Origin of the sequence: Neorhizobium fuzhouense (assembly GCF_042611105.1) — a bacterium.
Classification (GTDB): Bacteria; Pseudomonadota; Alphaproteobacteria; order Rhizobiales; family Rhizobiaceae; genus Neorhizobium; species Neorhizobium galegae_A.
Window position 1 is genome coordinate 600,404 of sequence record NZ_JBHFFP010000001.1, and the last position, 18,578, is coordinate 618,981.

Annotated in this window: 13 protein-coding genes; 5 read left to right on the top strand and 8 right to left on the bottom strand. The window is 63.4% G+C overall.

The window, feature by feature from the left end; translation table 11 throughout:
* Positions 1–364: 364 nt before the first annotated feature.
* Positions 365–2,347: a DEAD/DEAH box helicase gene (locus ACEXP3_RS03075; protein ID WP_377295916.1), complete on the bottom strand. Its 1,983-nt coding sequence runs from the start codon at positions 2,345–2,347 to the stop codon at positions 365–367.
* Positions 2,348–2,609: 262 nt separating this feature from the next.
* Between ACEXP3_RS03075 and ACEXP3_RS03080 the strand changes: the two genes are divergently transcribed.
* Complete coding sequence (locus tag ACEXP3_RS03080; protein WP_377295917.1) at positions 2,610–3,533, top strand: pirin family protein; 924 nt, start codon at positions 2,610–2,612, stop codon at positions 3,531–3,533.
* Between the two features lie 102 nt (positions 3,534–3,635).
* Entirely contained in the window at positions 3,636–5,552 is a 1,917-nt protein-coding gene (gene dxs, locus ACEXP3_RS03085) for a 1-deoxy-D-xylulose-5-phosphate synthase (protein WP_210103326.1), read from the top strand.
* Positions 5,553–5,781: 229 nt separating this feature from the next.
* Here dxs and ACEXP3_RS03090 read toward each other — a convergent pair whose 3' ends face one another.
* From ACEXP3_RS03090 to ACEXP3_RS03100, 3 genes are all read right to left on the bottom strand, one after another.
* Positions 5,782–7,236 (bottom strand): hypothetical protein, encoded by a 1,455-nt coding sequence (locus ACEXP3_RS03090; protein ID WP_377296084.1) that lies wholly within the window; start codon positions 7,234–7,236, stop codon positions 5,782–5,784.
* Positions 7,237–7,900: 664 nt separating this feature from the next.
* Positions 7,901–8,509: an NAD(P)H-dependent oxidoreductase gene (locus ACEXP3_RS03095; RefSeq protein WP_377295918.1), complete on the bottom strand. Its 609-nt coding sequence runs from the start codon at positions 8,507–8,509 to the stop codon at positions 7,901–7,903.
* Positions 8,510–8,550: 41 nt separating this feature from the next.
* On the bottom strand, positions 8,551–8,949 hold the full coding sequence (locus ACEXP3_RS03100; protein ID WP_377295919.1) for a RidA family protein: 399 nt from the start codon (positions 8,947–8,949) through the stop codon (positions 8,551–8,553).
* 134 nt (positions 8,950–9,083) lie between these two features.
* Between ACEXP3_RS03100 and ACEXP3_RS03105 the strand changes: the two genes are divergently transcribed.
* Entirely contained in the window at positions 9,084–9,677 is a 594-nt protein-coding gene (locus tag ACEXP3_RS03105; RefSeq protein WP_377295920.1) for a TetR/AcrR family transcriptional regulator, read from the top strand.
* A 660-nt stretch (positions 9,678–10,337) separates the two neighbouring features.
* Here ACEXP3_RS03105 and ACEXP3_RS03110 read toward each other — a convergent pair.
* On the bottom strand, positions 10,338–12,287 hold the full coding sequence (locus ACEXP3_RS03110; RefSeq protein WP_377295921.1) for a methyl-accepting chemotaxis protein: 1,950 nt from the start codon (positions 12,285–12,287) through the stop codon (positions 10,338–10,340).
* A gap of 541 nt (positions 12,288–12,828) precedes the next feature.
* Positions 12,829–14,865: a methyl-accepting chemotaxis protein gene (locus ACEXP3_RS03115; RefSeq protein WP_377295922.1), complete on the bottom strand. Its 2,037-nt coding sequence runs from the start codon at positions 14,863–14,865 to the stop codon at positions 12,829–12,831.
* 202 nt (positions 14,866–15,067) lie between these two features.
* Between ACEXP3_RS03115 and ACEXP3_RS03120 the strand changes: the two genes are divergently transcribed.
* Both ACEXP3_RS03120 and ACEXP3_RS03125 read left to right on the top strand, forming a co-directional pair.
* Positions 15,068–15,874 (top strand): TlyA family RNA methyltransferase, encoded by an 807-nt coding sequence (locus tag ACEXP3_RS03120; protein WP_210103334.1) that lies wholly within the window; start codon positions 15,068–15,070, stop codon positions 15,872–15,874.
* On the top strand, positions 15,871–17,130 hold the full coding sequence (locus ACEXP3_RS03125) for a class I SAM-dependent RNA methyltransferase (RefSeq protein ID WP_377295924.1): 1,260 nt from the start codon (positions 15,871–15,873) through the stop codon (positions 17,128–17,130). Before ACEXP3_RS03120 ends, ACEXP3_RS03125 begins: the two co-directional genes overlap by 4 nt.
* A gap of 345 nt (positions 17,131–17,475) precedes the next feature.
* Here ACEXP3_RS03125 and ACEXP3_RS03130 read toward each other — a convergent pair whose 3' ends face one another.
* A complete protein-coding gene (locus ACEXP3_RS03130) occupies positions 17,476–17,733 on the bottom strand; it encodes a hypothetical protein (protein WP_377295925.1) in 258 nt (85 codons plus the stop codon).
* 77 nt (positions 17,734–17,810) lie between these two features.
* Positions 17,811–18,575, bottom strand: a complete 765-nt coding sequence (locus ACEXP3_RS03135; protein ID WP_377295926.1) for a crotonase/enoyl-CoA hydratase family protein — start codon at positions 18,573–18,575, stop codon at positions 17,811–17,813.
* Positions 18,576–18,578 lie beyond the last annotated feature (3 nt).

Here is an 18,578-nt window from a genome sequence, read left to right on the forward strand (position 1 = left end):
GCCGCAGCGCTTGCGTCACTTTGCGCCCAGCCCGCCGGGTGAGTCCGGTTCGATGAGATTTTGAGCGGCAGATGGACGCGCCTGCCTCGGCGCAAGTACGCCCCCTCTGCCCTGCCGGGCATCTCCCCCACACGGGGGGAGATTAGCGGGTGGCCGATGTGCTCGTCCCAGATGAGCCGTTTGCGAACCACATCAGCCGTTATCGGCATCTGCTGAGCTGGTTCGGAATTCAGCGCCGGCTTCCAGCCGATCTCCCCCCGTGTGGGGGAGATGTCCGGCAGGACAGAGGGGGGTATTTTTGCGCGCAGACGCGCCAATTCCCCCTCCATTCCGACCATCAAAAAACCGCCCCAGCCGGGCCGGATCAGCCGCGCGGCTTGGCGCCGGCGGGCTTGGGGGACTTCTTCTTGGCAAAGGGCTTGCCGTCGTTGGCGTAAGGCTTGGCGTCCTTGTTGAAGGGTTTCCCCTCCTTCTTGAAGGGGGCCTTGTCCTTGAACGGGCGATCGCCGGCCGGCTTGTCGCGGAAGGGCTTGTCGAAGCTTTTTGCGCCGTCACCGGCATAGGCGGGCTTGCCCTTTGGCTTCTTCGACCACTCTTCGCGGCCACCTTCCCGCGCGCCATCGCGCGGGGCTTCGCGGGCCGGGCGGTCCTCATACGCCTTCTTGGCATAGGGCTTGGCGTCGGCCTGGCGCGACAGATCGGGCGCGCCGTCCAGCCGGGTCACGCGGATGCCGCGCTCCAGCGTCTTGTTCGAGCCGATGGCTTCGGAAAACACCGCCGCATGATCGGCAGAAATTTCGACAAAGGTCTCTTCCGCCTGCATCTTGATGGCGCCGATCTGCGCCTTGGTGAGATTGCCGTTGCGGCAGAGCATGGGGATGAGCCAGCGCGGTTCGGCATTCTGCTTGCGCCCGACAGACAGCGAATACCAGACGGAGGGGCCGAATTCGCTGCGCGGGGTGCGCGGCGTCGCATCAAATTCCTGCCGTTCGAAGGCGCCGTCGCGCGGCTTCTTCTGGCCGCCCGGCTGCACGGAAATCTCGATCAGGTCTTCCGGCGCGGACTGGCGCGAACGGTAAAGATTGACGAAGGCGGCCGCCAGCTTTTCAGCACCATGCGCCTCGACCAGACGGGCGATGATATCCTGTTCTTCCTCGCGGGCCTCTTCGGCAAAGATCGGGTCGGAGAGCAGGCGTTCCTGATCGCGGCCGATCACCTCTTCGGCAGACGGCGGGCGGGCCCAGGTGGGGGTGACGTCGGCGCCGGCGAGCAAGCGCTCGGCCTTGCGGCGCTGGTTGATCGGCACGATCATCGCGCTGATGCCCTTGCGGCCGGCGCGGCCCGTGCGGCCCGACCGGTGCAGCAGCGTTTCCGAATTGGTCGGAAGGTCCGCGTGGATGACGAGATCGAGGCCCGGCAGGTCGATGCCGCGGGCAGCAACGTCGGTTGCGATACAGACGCGGGCGCGGCCGTCGCGCATGGCCTGCAGCGCGTGCGTGCGCTCGTTCTGCGTCAGTTCGCCCGATAGCGCCACGACGTCGAAATTGCGGTTGTTGAAGCGGGCGGTCAGATGGTTGACGGCCGCACGCGTCGAGCAGAACACGATGGCGTTCTTGGCATCATAGTAACGCAGCACGTTGACGATGGCGTTTTCCCGGTCGGCCGGCGCCACGACCAGCGCGCGGTATTCGATATCGGCATGCTGCTTTTCCTCCGTGGTGGTGGAAATGCGCACGGCATTGCGCTGGTAGCGCTTGGCAAGCTTGGCAATACCGCTCGAGACGGTTGCCGAAAACATCAGCGTGCGGCGGCTTTCCGGTGCTGCTTCCAGAATGAATTCCAGATCCTCGCGGAAGCCGAGATCCAGCATCTCGTCGGCCTCGTCGAGCACGGCGACGCGCAGTTCCGACATGTCGAGCGCATTGCGGCGGATATGGTCGCAGATACGGCCGGGCGTGCCGACAACGATATGGGCGCCGCGTTCGAGCGCGCGCCGTTCGTTGCGGATGTCCATGCCGCCGACGCAGCTGGCAATGACGGCACCGGTCAGCTCGTAGAGCCATTCCAACTCGCGCTTCACCTGCATGGCAAGTTCGCGGGTGGGGGCAATGACCAGGGCGAGCGGCGCGCGGGCGGTCTCGAAGCGATCGGCCTCTTCCAGAAGCGTCGGTGCAATGGCGATGCCGAAGGCCACCGTCTTGCCGGAACCGGTCTGGGCCGACACCAGCGCATCGGAGGTGACCAGCGCTGGATCGAGCATCGCCTGCTGGACGGGGGTGAGGGTTTCGTAACCGCGCTTCGTCAACGCCTTGGCGATCGCCGGAACGGCGCCATTCAATTCGGACATCTACCTGTCTTTCGGATTTTCATGCGCATTGCCGCGCGGGCTGCGAGGGTCGCAGCGGGATATGGCCTCTCCCTACTGATTTGCGCGCGAAATGTCAAAGCGCATGCGCCACCGGCGCATTGTCTTCTCCCACAGGGTAAATGGACAAGACGGGGGAAACCGGAAGTGGCATAGTGGCAGGATGCGCGGGGCCGATATGGCCGTGCAGCTGACGCAGACGAATGAGGCGCGGAGAAGAGACGCGCAGACTGGAGAAAAGCTGATGTCCTTCTTTCCCGGCAACGACCCGACGCCCGGCGATGCCTTTGCCTGCGACGCCATCGAAAACCTGATCATTCCCCGCTCGTCCGATATCGGCGGCTTTTCCGTGCGCCGGGCGCTGCCCACCCGCCAGCGCCGTCTTGTCGGGCCATTCATCTTCTTCGATCGCATGGGACCGGCGGTGCTGAAGGCCGACGAGGCGCTGGATGTGAAGCCGCATCCGCATATCGGGCTTTCCACCGTCACCTACCTGTTCGACGGCGAGATCAAGCACCGCGACAGCCTTGGCACCGAGCTTGTGATCCGTCCGGGCGACATCAACCTGATGACGGCCGGGCGCGGCATCGTGCATTCGGAACGCACGCCGGAAAACCTGCGCGGGCATCCGCTCTCCATGTCCGGCCTGCAGACTTGGCTTGCGCTTCCCGATACGCATGAGGAGATCGACCCGGCCTTTGCCCACACGGCGCGCGAAAAAATGCCGGTGATCGACATGCCCGGCGTGTCCGGCCGGGTGGTGATCGGCGCGCTCGACGGGCTCTCCTCCCCCGTTTCCACCTTCACCGACACGCTATACGTCGATCTTGCGCTGGAGCCGGGCAAGAACTTTCCCTTTTCCGCCGCCCATGAAGAAAGGGCGATCTATATTCTTTCCGGGGAACTTTGGATTGCGGGGGACTGTTTTGCCAAAGACCAGCTGCTGGTGCTGCGCCCCGGCGACGAGATTACGCTGAAAAGCGGCGAGACGGGTTGTCACATCATGCTGTTTGGGGGTGCCGCCTTGAACTCCAAGCGCTATATCTGGTGGAATTTCGTGTCGTCCTCGAAGGAACGCATCGAGCAGGCGAAAGAAGAATGGCGCACCGGCCGCTTCGATATCGTGCCGGGTGACGAAGAAGAGTTCGTGCCTTTGCCAAGTCCATGAATTCGTCTAGAAGCGCGTTCTGAGAGACTTGAAAAAGCCGCGTTGCATCTCATCTTGGGAAAAAACGAAGGCTCGGGACAAGAGCAGAAAAGGCCATCATTCGTGACATCCAGCCCTCAGACGCCGCTGCTTGACAAGGTGAAGCTGCCGGCCGACCTTCGTCAGACCGAAGACCGTGACCTGCCGCAGCTGGCGCGCGAACTGCGCGACGAGATGATCGATGCGGTGTCGAAAACCGGCGGGCATCTGGGCGCGGGCCTTGGCGTGGTGGAACTGACGATTGCCATCCACAAGGTGTTCAACACGCCGCATGACCGGCTGATCTTCGATGTCGGCCACCAGTGCTATCCGCACAAGATCCTGACCGGCCGGCGCGAGCGCATCCGCACGCTGCGCCAGGAAGGCGGGCTCTCCGGCTTCACCAAGCGCACCGAGAGCGAATACGACCCCTTCGGCGCGGCGCACTCCTCCACCTCGATTTCCGCCGGCCTCGGCATGGCGGTGGCGGCCGAGCTTTCCGGCACGCCGCGCAACGTGATTGCCGTCATCGGCGATGGCGCGATGTCGGCCGGCATGGCGTATGAGGCACTCAACAATGCCGGCGCGCTCGATGCGCGCCTGATCGTCATCCTCAACGACAACGACATGTCGATTGCCCCGCCGACAGGGGCGATGAGCGCCTATCTGGCGCGCCTTGCCTCGGGCCGCAGCTACATGGGCTTTCGCGAGTTCGGCAAGAAGCTCACCGCCTATCTCGGCAAGAATGTCGACCGGGCGATCACGCGGGCCGTGGAACATGCGCGCGGCTATGTGACCGGCGGCACCATGTTCGAGGAGATGGGTTTTTACCACATCGGCCCGATCGACGGCCATTCCTTCGAACATCTTCTGCCGGTGCTGCGCAATGTGCGCGACAATGCCAAGGGCCCGGTGCTGATCCATGTGGTGACGCAGAAGGGCAAGGGCTATGCGCCTGCGGAAGCGGCCGCCGACAAGTATCACGGCGTTAACAAGTTCGATGTGATCACCGGCGCGCAGGCGAAAGCCAAGCCGAATGCGCCAAGCTATACCGCCGTCTTTGCCGATGCGCTGGTGGAGGAAGCCCGCCACGACGACAGGATCGTTGGCGTGACCGCCGCCATGCCCTCCGGCACCGGCCTCGACAAGCTGCAGGAGCTCTATCCCGCCCGCACCTTCGATGTCGGCATTGCCGAACAGCATGCGGTAACCTTTGCCGCCGGCCTTGCCACCGAAGGCTACAAGCCCTTCTGCGCGCTCTATTCCACTTTCCTGCAGCGCGGTTACGACCAGGTGGTGCATGACGTGGCGATCCAGGGCCTGCCGGTGCGCTTCCCCATCGACCGCGCCGGTTTCGTCGGCGCCGATGGCCCGACGCATGCCGGCTCCTTCGACACCGGCTTCCTCGCCTCGCTTCCCGGCTTCGTGGTGATGGCCGCCGCCGACGAGGCGGAGCTGAAGCACATGGTGCGCACGGCCGCCGCTTACGACGACGGCCCGATTTCCTTCCGCTATCCGCGCGGCGAAGGGGTTGGCATCGAGATGCCGGCACGCGGCGACATTCTGGCCATCGGCAAGGGCCGCGTCATCAAGGAGGGCGCCAAAGTGGCGCTTCTCTCCTTCGGCACGCGGCTCTCCGACTGTCTGCTCGCCGCCGAAGATCTGGATGCTGCAGGCCTTTCCACCACCGTTGCCGATGCGCGCTTTGCAAAGCCGCTCGACCACGACCTCATCCGCCAGCTCGCCCGCCACCACGAAATCGTGGTGACCGTGGAAGAAGGCGCCGTCGGCGGTTTTGGTTCACAGGTCATGCACTTCCTCGCCAACGAGGGCCTGCTCGACACCGGCCTCAAGATCCGCTCGCTGGTTCTGCCCGACCTCTGGATGGACCAGGCCAAGCCCGAAGTGATGTACGCCAAGGCCGGGCTGGACCGCGCCGGCATCGTGAAGACGGTGTTCAGCGCGCTGGGGCGTGGGGTTCAGGTGGGGGCTGCGGGGTGATGTGACGGGGGGCAGCGGGTTCGCGACTTTCCGTATAGCAGCTCGCCGAAGCCTGATGTCGGCCGAAAGCCGTATTGGGGACCAATAGCTGGCAGGCGGCTACGCGACTTCATTTTGGTCGTTGGGCGCTCCTGTGGCTTTTTCACAAAGCGGACCTACCTTCTGTGCTTCCGCCCGGCCTGCCGGCCAGGACAAGATTGACTAATTCGAGCTTTAATTGGTCGAATGCCTAATCGAGGATAGACTCGGCTACCTGAATCCCATCTGCAGCCTCGCCAGCGAAGACCGGAATATCCGGGAATCTTACAATGCCTGACATTTCGATCATGGCCAAACGGCAGCGACGAGCAAATTCGTCGTCTGAAGTGCCGGAAAGATACTGTGCGGCGGCGTATAGTCGGTCGGTCGACACTAATCCGTATGACATTGATGTGGCCGAGGTGATACACTTCTCGGTGAACTGCTCCGCGCGCTCACCCGGCTTCGTAAGGCGATAGCCGTTTCCGAATAGAATGCCTTTGGCCGGTTGACTGACTTCTTCGCGCTGCAGGTCTTCGTGCAGGTTGGTTGACAGCTGACGCAGCTTCTCGATGTTTACTGCCTTGTTGTCCTTGCCTTCAGCTTCACCGAGAAGGCGGCCTTCCTCGCTCTCAAAGACTGCATCGAATTCCGATTTCCCGTCCTCATATGGTTCCGCTTTGAAGCCGAGCACCGTCAACGCGGTGATGATCGCCGCCTCCAGCGGCTTGCCTTTCTCGAATAGCAGCGCGCGCAGCTGTCCTGCGTCCTTTAGCTGGTTGGATAGATCGTCCTTCACGCGCTGGGCTTTCTCCAGTTCTGTCTCTGCCTGGAGCAATTGCTGGCGAAGCTCGACCTCGGGGGCGAGTGCGAATTCGTCAGCCGACGCCCATTCGGGTTGCGGCGTTTTCTCTCCGTCGCTGGCAATTGCCTTCGACAGAGCGACAATTTCCCCAATTAGTGACGAGCTGAATTGCTGGCCTGCTTGAGACCAGACCCAATGGCCATCTTTATTTTTTTCGCTAAACTCGTCCCGGTCGAAATCCATGTCGGGGAGGAGCAGAAGCGCACCGGTGGAAACCTTGCTTCTCAGAAATAGCCCCACGGGGATGTGTCCGGTCTGTGTTTGAACACACACACCTTTGCTGGTTACTGGCCAGACGACGTTATAACGTGAGTCTTTTCCAAACTTTTGCCAGTACGCCGCGAACAGTTCTTGCGTGCCTTGGTTGAGCGCCATTGAAGATCCCTGCGTCGCAGTCCAGTTGGACGCGATCGGAAGCGCGTTGTAGCTTGTGCATAATTCGACGTGTCGCGTCACCTTTTGATTGCGACCAGTCCCGGAAGTAGATTTCGACCCGGTCGCGGCATATACCTCGGTTGGCGGGGAAAGAAAGGCAACAACTAGTTTGCCCGCATCTACAGCCTGCGTGATCTCTCTCCGCCAGTGCGCGCACGCTTCCCGGAGCGCAAATGATTTGCTGTCATTCAGGCAGAGTTTGCCGAGATACTCGTCATTGCCAAAATCGTAGGTAGTGATCTGGGAAATATTAGGTCTGAATAGGACGATGTCCCAATCGAGTAGCGAGTTTTTATCACTGAAAGTTGCGCTCTCGATGTTGTCCCCTACCAAGTCGAAGCCGACGGTCAAAATTTTCTTAGGCATGCAACCCCGCCGTCCCGTTGATCGCTCCGAATGTACTGCCGGCCAAACACCCATTCAAGGTTGGCGGCTGCGGCCATCCCCGAAAATGTGACCTTTGAGGGTAAAACTTGCTGTAACTGTGTGGTGGTAAGTGTATTACCCCCACCAGTAATTTCACCCTGACCGCGTTCAGCCTAGTCATGCCTAAAAAGTCGCGAATTGACCACATGTTAAACTGCACAGATCAGGGTCTTCGTTCCGCGGCGAAAAGAGGGAGCAAACTTCGACGCTTAATCGCAGCCCGCTTCTGGCCCCGGAATGCGCCTTAGCCCGCGTGAATACGGTGAATGTCTGCTTACTTGCGTCCGCCATCACGGAGCCGGCATCCGCTCCCGGCCCCATCACGGCCGTCAACTCCGAAGCAGTTTATGTCTCCTATTGGCGCAAATCCGCCATTTCCTCACTCCCTTCGCATCCCCTCCCACCTCTCCTGCACCTGCCCTCCCGCGTCCCGCAACGCCTGCCCGCCCTCCGGCAGATCGCCACGCTCCAGCATGGACCTCAACACCGCAGGGGCATCGGTTTTCGAGCCATCAATGCCGGGACGCCCTTCACCGCGGCCGGGACAACTGTTCCCCGCTGCCCTCCTCACAACCCGCCTGTTCCGCACCTCTCCTGCAGCGCGCTACTCGCCGGCCGCTTCCCTCACTACTGAACTGAGGTTTGCGCCAATGGCCCGCGCCCGCTGGAGCCCGGCCTCAGAGGACGCAGCGTCGAGCGGGAGCAGGAGGTCCGATCCCACCCTGCGCGCGCCGGCATAGCCGAAAATGCCCTCGTCGATCTGTGTCCGGAGTGCCTGCGCATAACCGCGCTTGTCGTAGGTGCGCTGCGTTGCGCCGCCAACCGCCACCGTCTGGACCGCAAGCCGCCCGAGAAGACGTGTCGTTTGCTCGCCCTCGGCATCGATATAGGCCCAGCCATTGGTGAAAACGCGGTCGATCCAGCCTTTGAGGATGGCAGGCATGGACCACCAGTAGACGGGAAAGATCAGGATCAGCAGATCGGCGCGGTCGATCCTTGCCTGCTCGGCGACAGTGTCGGCCGGCAAAACCATTCCGTCGCGAAAGGCCCGATAGTCCGCGCCTGTATAGCGAGGATCAAAACCCTCGGCCGTCAGGTCGGCGATTTCCACCGTGTTCTGCGGGTCTTCCTGCAGGCCGGCGATGACCTGTTCGGCCACGGCATGCGTGTAGGACAAGGCTTCGGGATGCGCAATGACGATGAGAGAATGCATGGCAGGTTTCCATCTGAAGGCGTTTTGGGATTGGCCCGGTGCTAAACCGCCTGCGGGATGCGGGCGATGACCTTGATTTCGAAATCGAACCCGGCAAGCCAGGTGACGCCAACGGCAGTCCAGTTCGGAAAAGGCGGCGCCGGAAAAAACGCGTCCTTGATCGGCATCAGGATCTCGAACTGGTTCTGCGGGTCGGTGTGGAACGTCGTGACATCGATGATGTCGTCAAAGCTGCAGCCTGCGGCCTCCAGCGTTGCCCGCAGGTTCCGGAATGCCAGCCGGACCTGCGCACCGAAATCAGGCTCTGCCGTTCCGTCCTCCCGGGCGCCGACCTGACCCGAGACGAACAGGAGGTCGCCGGATTGAATGGCCGCGGAATATCCATGCTGCGTGTAAAGCGCGTGCCGGTCGGCGGGAAAAATGGCTGTGCGGGCGGTCATGGGTCTTCCTTTCTGGGGACGCTGCCGAAGCTTCTTCCAACGGCTGGTCATTTCAGATACTGTGCGTATGTGAAATAACGAGATACGCTGCGTATGTCAAATCAAATACGCATCGTATGTGAAACGAGGGTGTGATGGCGAAAACGCGTGCGCAAACCATGGAGGAAAACAGGGCAAAGCTCATTGCGGCTGCACGCAGGGCTTTTGCCGAAAAAGGCTATGCCGCCGCCTCCATGGATGAGCTGACGGCGGAAGCGGGCCTGACGCGCGGCGCGCTCTACCACAATTTTGGCGACAAACGCGGGCTGTTTGCCGCCGTCGTCAACCAGATCGATTCCGAGATGGCGGCGCGCGCAAAGGCGGTGGCGGCCTCAGAACCCGACGAGTGGAAGGCGCTGCTTGCGGAGGGAATAGCCTATATCGAAATGGCGCTTGATCCCGAGGTGCAACGCATTGTGCTGCTCGATGGACCCGCGGTGCTCGGCGATCCGTCCAGATGGCCAAGCCAGGACAATTGCCTGCAGGTGACAAGACAGGCCGTCGAGCGGCTGATCGCGCATGGCACGATGAAGCCGCTCAATGCCGAAGCCGTTGCCCGCCTCATCAGCGGCGCCTCCCTCAACGCCGCCCTCTGGGTGGCGGCGAGTGATGATGCGGAAGCCGTGCTGACGAAGGCTGTCGAGGCGTTTTGCGCAATCGCCAGCGGGGTGCTTGCGCGGCAGGACTGATAGGCTTGCGGTTTTCGGCGGGTGCCTCACCGGCAGCCAGAGACGCACAGGCTGTGTTTGGCGCAGGGACGAAAGGACTGGCGCAGGTCTTAGCGCGGCGTGTCTGGTTCACCCCCCTCTGTCCTGCCGGACATCTCCCCCACACGGGGGGAGATTGGCGTGGGGCCGATGTGCTCGTCCCTTATGGACCGTTTCCGCATGCACATCCGCCAAGTTCGGATCCCACAAACACTGTTCCGGCAATCGCTGCGGTAAACTTGGAATGTGGCGCCTGCTTCCAGCCGATTTCCCCCTTGTGGGGGAGATGCCCGGCAGGGCACAGGGGGTAAACTCTTGCCGCAGCGAGGGCGTGACCGGGGGCGGCACTGCAGTCTGCGGGGTAAATTCATGTGACTGAATTCTTTCAGGGACAGACATGCATGTTGCGTGCGCGGTTCCACCCCCCTCTGTCCTGCCGGACATCTCCCCCACACGGGGGGAGATCATCGTGTGGCCGATGTCGCCGTCCCAATGCCGCACGCACTGCACTCTCGTCCCCCCCCAACAAAAAGCCGGCTCGGCCCTGCGGACGCGCCCCGCGCTCAACCGCGCCCGACCTGCCATGCAAAAAGGGGCGGCCTTTCGACCGCCCCTGGATCTCATGCCGTTGCCCGCCTCGGCTCAAAACTCTTCCCAGCTTTCGGCGGCCGCTGCCGGAGAGCCGCCGCCGAGGCCGACGGCGCCGGCGACTTTGGCGATCATGCGGCGCGCCGGCGAGGCAACGGGCTTTGCCGTCGCCCGGGCGGCTTCCGGACGACGCCCGGCGGGTGCTTCGGAGGCGCCGCCGACGCGGAACTGGCCGATGATGTCGCGCAACTTGTTGACCTCATTGGCAAGGGCGGCGCTGGCGGCGGTGGATTCTTCCACCATCGCGGCGTTCTGCTGGGTAACCTGGTCCATCTGGTTGACGGCGGTGTTGACTTCGGCAAGACCGACCGACTGTTCCTTGGCCGAGGTGGCAATGGCGTCGAGCTGGGTGTTGATCGTCACCACCTGCTGCTCGATCACCTTCAGCGCCTCGCCGGTTTCCTGCACCAGCCGCACGCCGGTCGACACTTCGTCGACGGAGTTGCGGATGAGATCCTTGATCTCCTTGGCCGCCTGGGCGGAACGCTGCGCCAGTTCGCGCACTTCCTGGGCAACGACGGCAAAGCCCTTGCCCGCTTCCCCGGCGCGCGCCGCTTCCACGCCCGCATTCAGGGCGAGAAGGTTCGTCTGGAAGGCGATTTCATCGATGACGCCGATGATCGAGGAGATCTGGTTGGACGACTGTTCGATGCGCTGCATGGCATTGACGGCGCTCGAGACAACCTCGCCGGAGCGACGCGCCGAGCGGTTGGCTTCCACGGCCACGTGACGGGCCTCTTCGGTGCGCTTGGACGAGTTGGTGACATTGGTGGTGATCTGGTCGAGCGCTGCGGCGGTTTCCTCCAGCGAGGCGGCCTGCTGTTCGGTGCGCTTGGACAGATCCTCGGCACTCTGGCTGATTTCGCGCGTGCCGTTGCCGATGCTGCCGGTGGCGACGGAAACCGAGCGCAGGCTGTCTGCCAACTGTCCGACGGCAGCGTTGAAATCGGAGCGGAGGGCTTCGAAATCGCGGGCGAAGGGCTCGGAGAGACGGAAGGTCAGGTCGCCATCCGACAGATGCTTCAGGCCCTGCGCGAGGCCGGACGTGGCCTGCGCCATTTCCTCCGCACGCACGCGATCGGCTTCCAGCGCGCGGGCCTTTTCGGTTTCGCTGGCCGAACGGGCCTGATCGGCTTCCTGTTCCAGCTGGCGGGCACGAAGGCCGTTGTCCTTGAACACCTGCACGGCCTTTGCCATGCCGCCGATTTCGTCGCGGCGATCCGTGCCGTCGACCATGACACCGAGATCGCCATTGGCAAGCGTGACCATGGTGGCCGACATCGCGCGGATCGGCTGCACCAGCCAGGCGCGGATCAGGAAGAAGCCGGCCAGAAGAACCAGCACAAGGCCGCCGATGACGATCGAGAGCGTCACCATCACGGTGGCATTGGTCTTGTCGGTCAGATCGTCGCTGGCCTTTGCGGCGGCTTCGACCAGTTGCGTCGTGAGGGCGCTGAACTTGGGCGAAACGGCCGCGAAAGCCGGCTGGCACTGCTCAAGAAACAGAGTCTGCGAAGTGGCAATCTCGGCTTCCGTGGTGGACGCCTTGCCGGCAGCGATAACGGCGGCACAGGTGGTGTTGAGGATGCTCAGAACCTCGGTGCGCAGTTGTTCGACCTGCGGATTCCCCGGCAAGGCCTTGGCCACCACATCCATGTACTTCGTAAAATTGGCCTTGCCGTCTTCGACTTCCTTGGCCGACCTGGCATTCTGCTCTTCCGAGCGGGCCATCATCAGGTCGCCGATCGCGGCGCGCATGTTCTGTACGGTGCGGTTCGAGCGCGCCATGTACAGCGCGCCCTGGCTCGGGCCATCCAGCAGTTTGCTGTATTCGTCATCCGTGCGCGAGATCTGCTGCGTGGAGTAGAGCGCCATCCCCAGGGTGAACAGGCCAAAGCCTGCCATGATGATCAGAAATTTGCCGATAATTGAAACGTGCTTCACATGCCACTCCCGCAAGAACCTGGCGTTCAACTGAGTGAGCCGCGTGCAAATCATTTGCCGGGCAAACGCGAAAGAGCGTGACGGACGTCTCGGCATCGGCCCGGGGCGGGCCGAAACGGGCTGCAAAGGTGCTGCGCCTCATCGCTCTGTTCGGACGCACACCTTGAATCGGCGCCGATCCGAACGGTCTATTTATGTCAATAGATCGTTACATCTGCGTTAATTATCATGTCTTCATATATAGATAGGACTTCAAATTCGTCGCCACGCGACGAATCCCGTATACGTTTGTCGATATGAGGGGCGGAACGAAAAAGGGGCGGACCCCGATCCACCCCGTCTGCTGATGACAACACTATCTGCGACCACAACGTCATCCTCGGCCCAGCGCCCAGTAATAAAAGCTCCATGAAATCCGAGCGTTGTAGATGCTCGGGACAAGCCCGAGCTGACCAAAGAAGCGCAAGGCCCTTTGTCAGCGATCTGACGAGGCGGATGCAATCCACCCCGTTCTGCCGTTCACGGCAATTGAATAACCTGCTCAAAACTCTTCCCAGTTCTCGGCAGCAGGCTTTGCCGCAGGCGCAAAGGCGCTTGCCAGCTTGCTGCGCAGGGCACCCGCCGGAGACGGTCTGGCGCGCGCGCCGGCAGGTGCCGCAACCGGGCCTTTCAGGCGGGCAGGTTGCGGAATTTTTGTGCGGCCTTCCGTGGGCTTTGCTGCGGGCGCAAAGCGTGGCGCATCAAGGGAAGCGGCACCTTGCACCGGCCGGGCGGCCGGCCGGCTGTCCTGTCCAGGCGAGGCGGCGGCATTGCCCAGCCGGAACTGGCGCAGCAGCGCATCCAGTTCGCTTGCCTCGCGCGCCAGCGCATGGCTTGCCGCCGTCTGCTGTTCCACCATGGCGGCATTCTGCTGGGTGTTCTGATCCATGGAGGAGACGGCGGTATTGATCTCCTGCAGACCGGTCGCCTGTTCGCGCGAGGCGGTGACGATCGCCTTGATGTTCTCGTCGATCTCCTGCACCTCGACCACGATGGCCTGCAGCGCCTCGCCGGTTTCGCCGACGAGAGAAACCCCGGCATCCACCTGCTGGCTGGATGTGGTGATGAGCGTCTTGATCTCCTTGGCGGCATTGGCCGAACGCTGCGCAAGCTCGCGCACTTCCTGCGCCACCACGGCAAAGCCCTTGCCCGCTTCGCCGGCACGCGCCGCTTCCACGCCGGCATTCAGCGCGAGAAGGTTCGTCTGGAAGGCGATGTCGTCGATCACGCTGATGATATTGATGATTTCGCTGGACGATTTCGAAATACCTTCCATCGCCGCCACCGCACGGCGCACCACCGCGCCGGACTTTTCCGCTCCTAGCCGCGCCCGCTCGACGCGCTCGCCGACATCTTCGGCGCGACGGGCGGAATCCTTCACCGTCGTCGTCACCTCCTCCACGGCGGCCGCCGTCTGCTCGACGGAGGCGGCCTGCCGCTCGGTGCGTTTTGCCAGATCGTCCGTGGCGCTGCGGATTTCCATCGCGCCGGCATGGATGGCAGACGTGTTGCGCCCGACGCCCTGCAGCGCATCCTGCAGCTTTTCGACGGCCTGGTTGAAATCGCCGCGCACGCGGTCGAGATGGCTGGCAAAAGGCTGTTCGAGCCGGTTTGCCACATCACCTTCGGCGAGCCGCGACAGGCCTTCGGCCAGCGCATTCATGGCAAACTCGATCTCGGCGGCCTCATGCGCCTTGCGGCTGTCATTGTTCTGGCGTTCCTGTTCGCTGGCCACGCGCAAGCTTTCGGTCTCCTGCGCCAGCCGCAGCTTTTCGATCGCCGCATCCTTGAACACGGCAACGGCCTTTGCCATGCGGCCCACCTCGTCGCCCCGGTCGAGCGCCGGCACGGGGATTTCGTGGCGACCGGAGGCGAGCGCCGACATGGCTTCCGTCATGCCGACAATGGGGCTGACGATGGCGCGCGACAGGAGCCAGATCAGGGCCACCGAAATGACACCAGCAACCGCACCACCGATCAGCAGCGTCCAGAGAAGATTGGTGTGGGCGTTGAGCTGCGTCCCGGCCGTGGCGCGGATCAGATCGTCCGCCTGCGCCTTGATGCGGGCGGCGGCGGCACGGAAACCGGCAAGCGGATGGGCGGCCTGGTCGCTAGCCGTCGCTGTGCCCGCGGCCGCCTCACGCGCCTTCACCTGCGGATCCACCACCTGCCGCTGGTAGGCATCGGCGGACGACTTCATCTCGTCAAGCGTTGCGACCATGGCCGGAAAGCCGGTCGCCTGCTTGCGCGCCTCGTCAAGGGCCGACACCACGCTGTCGCGGGCGACTGCCATGGCTGACAGGAGGGCCGGATCGCCGGACAGAAGATAGCCGCGCTGCAGGTAGCCTTGTTCCATCTGCGCCTCGAGCGCCTGGCCGACGGCAGCGGCAATCGCCTGCGCCTGCATCTGCTCGCGCGAGGCGGCAGCCGATTTCAGCCCCTGCCAGTAGACCACCGCAGATGCGATGAGGCAGACGGACATGAGCGCGAGAAATGTGCTGATCAGCTTTTTGTTGAGAGACAGGTTCTTGAACGACATGGAGTGTGCTGCGGTTTCTTCTGGAACGACAGGAAGGCGCACCGGCGCCGGCGACGAACCCCAAAAAGAGCGCACGCGCCTTAACATCGGATTGAGAAAATCGGCAGGATTTCACCCATCGCGCGGCCGAAATTGCGCTTCGTCAAGGCCGGAAACGCAAAATCCCTTGCCAGCCTGCGCATTCGCCGTCATGGACTGGCGCATGACATCTTCACACGATCAAAGACTGGACCAGCTGCTGGTCAACCGCGGCCTGTTTGCCAGCCGTTCGCGCGCCCGCGATGCGGTGCTGCGCGGCACCGTCAAGGTGAACGGCCAGACCGTTCTGAAACCCAGCGCCGTAGTGCCGGGCAATGCGAGCTTCACCATCGACGATCCGGCGCAGGATTACGTGTCGCGCGCGGCGCTGAAGCTGGTGGCCGCCCTCGACCATTTCGGCCTTGATCCGGAGGGCCTCAACTGTCTCGATATCGGCGCCTCCACCGGCGGCTTCACCGAAGTGCTGTTGAAGCGCAAGGCGGCCTATGTGGTGGCCATCGATGTCGGCCACGGCCAGATCCATGACCGAATTGCCGGCAGCCCGCGCGTCTTGAGCCTCGAAGGCCTCAATGCCCGCGCCATGACGCGCGACGATGTGGGCGACGAGGACTTCGGCATGGTCGTGTCGGATGTCTCGTTCATCTCGCTGAAGCTTGCGCTGCCGCCGGCACTCGACATGGCCGAGCCGGGTGCAACATGCGTGCTTCTGGTGAAGCCGCAATTCGAGGCGGGGCGCGATTTCGTCAGCAAGGCCGGTCTGTTGAAGGATCCGGAGACGGCGCCGGACGTGGCAGCCGAGCTGGAGCGCTGGCTGGTGGAGGACATGGGCTGGGAAAGCCTTGGCCTCATCCCCTCCCCGATTGCCGGCGGCGACGGCAACCAGGAATATCTGCTGGCCGGCCGCAAGCCGCTCGTGGATGATGACGACCTGGACGACGACGATCTGGACGAAGAGGCAGACGAGCAATGAGCGCGCCCGGTTCCGGCACCCAGACCGTCACCATCGCGCGCCTGGGCGCCCAGGGTCACGGCATTGCCCATGGCGAGGACGGGCCGATCTACGTGCCCTTTGCGCTTCCCGGCGAAACCGTCTCCATCGCCCGTGTCGGTGCGCAAGGCACGGTCATGTCGACCGCCACCACCTCGCCGGACCGCGTGGCACCGGTCTGTCGCCATTTCGGCCCCGACAGCGATGCCTGTGGCGGCTGTTCGCTGCAGCATCTGGCCGATGCGCCTTACCAGGCCTTCAAGCGCCAGCTGGTGGTTGATGCGCTGAAATCGAAAGGTTTGACGCCGGAGGTCAAGGATCTGGTGACGGCCGCCCCCGGCGAGCGCCGCCGCGTCGTCTTTTCCGCCCGCATGACGGAGAAGGGCCTGCTGCTGGGCTTTAACCGCGGCGAAAGCCATCAGCTGTTTTCGGTCGTGGAATGTCCGATCACCACGGCGGGCATCGTAGGGCGGCTCGACGTGATCCGCCGGGCCGCCGGCGAGCTGGCACAGGGCACCGATGTGTTTCGCCTCACGGTTCTCGAAACCCGCACCGGACTTGACCTGTCGGCCGAGGGGCTGAAGGCGCTGACGGATGCGCAGCGCCGCCGGGCGACGGAAACCGTGCTGGCGCTGAAGGGCGTCGTGCGGCTTTCGGTGAACGGCGAAATCCTGATCGAGAAGGAAAAGCCGCTGCTCGACTTTGGCAGCGTTCCCGTCTCGCCGCCGCCGGGCGGCTTTACCCAGGCGACGCGCCAGGCCGAAGATGCCATGGCCGCCATCGTCATCGGACATCTCGGCAAGGCAAAGCGCGTGGCGGACCTCTTTGCCGGCTCCGGCACCTTTGCGCTCCGGATCGCGGCAAAGGCCCGGGTGCATGCGGTGGAAAGCGATGCCAAGGCGATTGCGGCACTTGACCATGCCGCCCGCCACGCCCAGGGCCTGAAGCCGGTCAGCATCGAGCGCCGCGATCTCTACCGCCGTCCGATGATGGCGCAGGAACTGAAGGTGTTCGATGCCGTGGTGTTCGATCCGCCCCGCGCCGGCGCCGAAGTCCAGATGAGCGAACTCGTCCGCTCCGGCGTCAAGAAGATCGTCGCCGTCTCGTGCAACCCGCTGACGCTAGCGCGCGATCTGGCCATCCTCATCGCCGGCGGCTACCGCATCACCAGCGTCACCCCCGTCGACCAGTTCCTGTGGAACCCGCATGTGGAAGCGGTGGCGCTTCTGGAGAAGTGACACCCGCGCTTTCTGCAATGCCTTTGCGGGTGACGCCATCGCTGCGGCCTGGATTACCCCCCTCTGCCCTGCCGGGCATCTCCCCCACACAGGGGGAGATCGGCTGGAAGCAGGCGCGGCATTCAAAGTTTACCGTAGCGATTGCCGGCAACGGTTCTTGTGGACTGCGGAAATGGCTGATGTGCTTGCGGAAGCGGTTCATGTGGGAGGAGCACATCGGCCCCACGCTAATCTCCCCCCTTGAGGGGAGATGCCTGGCAAGGCAGAGGGGGGTGAACCGCACACGCGACATGCCTGTCTGCCCTCAAAGCAAACGCGACACCTCAAGATATCAATCGAACACCTTCACCCCGCCGGTTGCAACGTGCCGTTGCCGGTGACGCCGTCGCAGCGGCAGCGTCCGCCGGCGCGGCCTTCCGGGGCGCGGCAGATGTAGGGGCGGGTGCGGTCGGCGCTTTTGGGCGGCTCGATGATGCAGACGAAGCGTTGGCGCGGCTTGAACTGGTTGTCGTTATAGACCCGCGTATCGGGGCCGGACGATTGGGCGAGAACGCCGGAAGTGCCGGAAAGCAGGATGAGGATGCCGGCGGCGAGCCTGAACATGGCGATGTCTCACAAGAGGATGCGGAACGGATGGCTCCATCCTTGGCCGACCCCGCTTAACGCCCGGTGAAGACGCCTTAGCGCTTGCCGCGCTGCAGGAAGGCCTCGAAAGCGGCCCGCGCTTCCGTGCTCTTGAGCTGGCGTGCAAAATGCGCCATCTCCTCGTCCATCCGGGCCAGAACCTCCTGCCCGTTGCCACGCAGAAGATCACGGGCAATCTTCAGGGCGCCGGCAGGCTTTGCCGCAAGCGCAGCGGCCAGCTTCAGCGTTTCGGCCTCGACATCGGCCGCCTCGACCACCTCCCAGATCAGGCCCGCTTCGCGCGCGGCCTCGGCCGAAAATCCTTCGCCTGCCACCAGCAGGGCAAAGGCGCGCTGATGACCCATGAGGCGCGGCGCAAGCAGGCTGGAGGCCGCCTCCGGCACCAGCGCCAGATCAACGAAGGGCGTGCGAAACAGGCTGCGCGACGAGGCGACCGTCAGGTCGCAGTGCAGGTGAAGCGTCGTGCCGATGCCGATGGCCAGACCATCGACGCCCGACACCAGCGGCTTGTCGAAACCGGCCAAGGCTTTCAGAAATTCCACCGCCGCCGGCGGCTCCGTCGTGCCGGACATGGCATGGGCAAGAAAATCGGCCATGTCGTTGCCGGCGCAAAAGCACCCGTCCGAGCCGAGAAAGGCGACCGCGCGGATGGCGGGGTCGGCGCTTGCCTCCCGAAGGGCCGCCACCATCGCGCGATACATGGCAGAGGTGATGGCATTCTTCTTCTCCGCCCGGTTGAAGCGGATGACGGCAACGCCTTCAAAGGCCGGCGGATGTTCGATCAGGATGTGCTCGCTCATCGG

Bases quoted from the DNA above. Each gene is read 5' to 3' on its own strand.
- ACEXP3_RS03125 (WP_377295924.1), top strand. From the start codon at position 15,871: ATGAGCGCGCCCGGTTCCGGCACCCAGACCGTCACCATCGCGCGCCTG.
- ACEXP3_RS03135 (WP_377295926.1), bottom strand. From the start codon at position 18,575: ATGAGCGAGCACATCCTGATCGAACATCCGCCGGCCTTTGAAGGCGTT.
- ACEXP3_RS03095 (WP_377295918.1), bottom strand. From the start codon at position 8,509: ATGCATTCTCTCATCGTCATTGCGCATCCCGAAGCCTTGTCCTACACG.
- ACEXP3_RS03090 (WP_377296084.1), bottom strand. From the start codon at position 7,236: ATGCCTAAGAAAATTTTGACCGTCGGCTTCGACTTGGTAGGGGACAAC.
- ACEXP3_RS03100 (WP_377295919.1), bottom strand. From the start codon at position 8,949: ATGACCGCCCGCACAGCCATTTTTCCCGCCGACCGGCACGCGCTTTAC.
- ACEXP3_RS03120 (WP_210103334.1), top strand. From the start codon at position 15,068: ATGACATCTTCACACGATCAAAGACTGGACCAGCTGCTGGTCAACCGC.
- ACEXP3_RS03080 (WP_377295917.1), top strand. From the start codon at position 2,610: ATGTCCTTCTTTCCCGGCAACGACCCGACGCCCGGCGATGCCTTTGCC.
- ACEXP3_RS03075 (WP_377295916.1), bottom strand. From the start codon at position 2,347: ATGTCCGAATTGAATGGCGCCGTTCCGGCGATCGCCAAGGCGTTGACG.
- ACEXP3_RS03105 (WP_377295920.1), top strand. From the start codon at position 9,084: ATGGCGAAAACGCGTGCGCAAACCATGGAGGAAAACAGGGCAAAGCTC.
- ACEXP3_RS03115 (WP_377295922.1), bottom strand. From the start codon at position 14,865: ATGTCGTTCAAGAACCTGTCTCTCAACAAAAAGCTGATCAGCACATTT.
- ACEXP3_RS03130 (WP_377295925.1), bottom strand. From the start codon at position 17,733: ATGTTCAGGCTCGCCGCCGGCATCCTCATCCTGCTTTCCGGCACTTCC.